Below are 2,143 nucleotides of genomic sequence, written 5' to 3' on the forward strand. Positions count from 1 at the left end.
CCGGACGATGGACCTATCTGTACCGGGCCGTCGACCAGTTCGGCCAGGTCATCGACGTGCTGGCCTCCGAGAAGCGGGATCTCGCCGCGGCCCGCCGGTTCTTCACCCGCGCCCTGTCCCACGGCCGGCGGCCCGTCGAGGTGACCACCGACCGGGCCGCCTCCTACCCACGACTCCTCGACGAACAGCTCCCCGCCGCTCATCACGTCGACGACCAGTACGCGAACAATCCGATCGAAGCCGACCACGGCCGGTTCAAGGCACGACTACGGCCGATGCGCGGCCTGAAACGCCTCCGCTCCGCACAGACCATCGGCTCCGGGCACGCGTCCGTGCAGAACATCCGCCGCGGCCACTACGAACTGGGCGTCGATGCCGACCTCCGGAACCGGCTGACGGCTGCCTTCACCGAGCTCACCCTGGCCATCTGACCGCCCGCCCGAGACGGCTCCAGCACGCCCTGCCTCCGCCCAATGCAACAGCGCCAGAGAATCTGGAACGCGCCGGCCTGCGCGTCTTCTTCGACGAGTGGGAATTCTGGCCGGGACAGGGCTGGACGCCAGGCTCCGCGGACGCCGATCCGACTCGCCACAAGCCCGTTGGAGGTGCGGCGCTGGGTGTACCCCAACACCACACTGCGCTTCGGCGCCACAGTCCCTCCCAGGGCGACACCATCCTCGCCGCCGACGTCTGCGAAACGGTGACGCCCACCAGCACCCGGATGTACCTCCTCACCGTCATCGGACACGCCACCCGGCGGGTCCGGGCCCTGGACGCCACCGCGCGCCCCACCGCCGCCTGGGTGACCCAGGCCGTGCGCACCCTCGCGATGGGACCTGCAGGACACGGGATGCCAGGCACGCGTCCTCATCCATGACCGGGACGTCAGGTACCCGCCGCTGTTCGACGCGATCCTCGCCGACACCGGGATCCAGGTGCTGCTCAGCGGCGTCCGGATGCCGCACATGAATGCGATCATGGAGCGGTGGATCAAACGCTGCCACCACGAGCTGCTGGACCGCACGGTGATCTGGAAGCAGGCACACCTGCTACACGCGCTGAACCAGTACGAGCAGCATCACAACGCGCACCGCCCCCACCGGGACATCGCGAACGCCAGACCCCTGCACCCACTGCCGGAACCGATCACCGATCTGGCCACGGTCACGCACCTCGACATCCGTAGACATGACCGCCTCGGCGGCATCATCCACGAGTATCAACATGCCGCTTGACCTGAACGGACAGGGTTTTCGGCACCCGCAGGCTCGTACGCACATCCGTACGCCCGGCGGGGTCCACGAACGGACCAGCGAGGCCCCCTTCGAGGGGTTTGGCGCGCCGACCACGCTGTGGAGCATCGCCGCCGAAATTACGCTATGGACTGGTCGAAAGTGATGCCGACGGCCACCCGGAACGGGAGCTCGACCTGGCGCCCCCGGGACAGGAGGTGGACCATACCGTGCTGCCACAGCCGCTTCCAGGCCAGGACGACGGTGAGGGCAGTACCCGGCTCGACCTCGACGCCAATCTCCTCGGCGAACTCTTCGCGGCGCCCCGCCGAGACCGAGTAGTTGTCTGACAGAGTCTGCTCGACGCTGGGCTGCAGCGCCAGCCACGCCGGACCGGCCTGCGCGCCAATGGAGGCACGGTGACTGGCGTTGAGGTCGAGGCTGACCGTGCGACTCCATTCCCTGGTCACCCGCATGGTCCGAGTCAGCCGAGAGGTACCGGCAGTGTTGTCGATCCGCCGGGTCTCAGTGCCGATCGGCTCCTCGGAGCGGTGCGTCTCAGTCACCCTAAGCACCTGTGCAGCCGATGAGGCGGCCGACTCCACAGGTGGCACCGCCGCGCCCCCGTCGATCCGGACCAGTGAGAGCTCGTTTTTCCATGCGCCCCTCGAGAACCCGGTCTCCAGACGCACGTCCTCGCCGGGCGTCAACCTCAACTCCAGAGGCACGCTGCGAACTTGCCAAACCCAAGGAGGCGACCCCCAGGCCCGCAGGGTGCGCCGCCCGGACTCGACGGAGGTTACCACCGTCTTGCCGTGGCGCAGCCGGCCGACTTCCCGGCCGTCTACCTCGATCACCATCGCACCCACCGCTCCCCACGTGTACCACCGCGCTGGCCAGTGGAATTGCAG

Annotated in this window: 3 protein-coding genes; 2 read left to right on the plus strand and 1 reads right to left on the minus strand. The window is 68.3% G+C overall.

Going from position 1 to position 2,143, the window contains the following annotated elements; genetic code table 11:
• Together MJ783_RS21300 and MJ783_RS21305 are read left to right on the plus strand one after the other, a co-directional pair.
• The coding region (locus MJ783_RS21300; protein ID WP_239313180.1) for a transposase at positions 1–431 on the plus strand (431 nt) is incomplete at its 5' end.
• A gap of 534 nt (positions 432–965) precedes the next feature.
• Entirely contained in the window at positions 966–1,235 is a 270-nt protein-coding gene (locus MJ783_RS21305) for an integrase (protein ID WP_239313181.1), read from the plus strand.
• Positions 1,236–1,372: 137 nt separating this feature from the next.
• Here MJ783_RS21305 and MJ783_RS21310 read toward each other — a convergent pair whose 3' ends face one another.
• Positions 1,373–1,798, minus strand: a complete 426-nt coding sequence (locus MJ783_RS21310) for a hypothetical protein (RefSeq protein ID WP_239313182.1) — start codon at positions 1,796–1,798, stop codon at positions 1,373–1,375.
• Positions 1,799–2,143 lie beyond the last annotated feature (345 nt).

The sequence above is a fragment of the Protofrankia sp. Cj3 genome, from assembly GCF_917627355.1.
Taxonomy (GTDB): domain Bacteria; phylum Actinomycetota; class Actinomycetes; order Frankiales; family Frankiaceae; genus Protofrankia.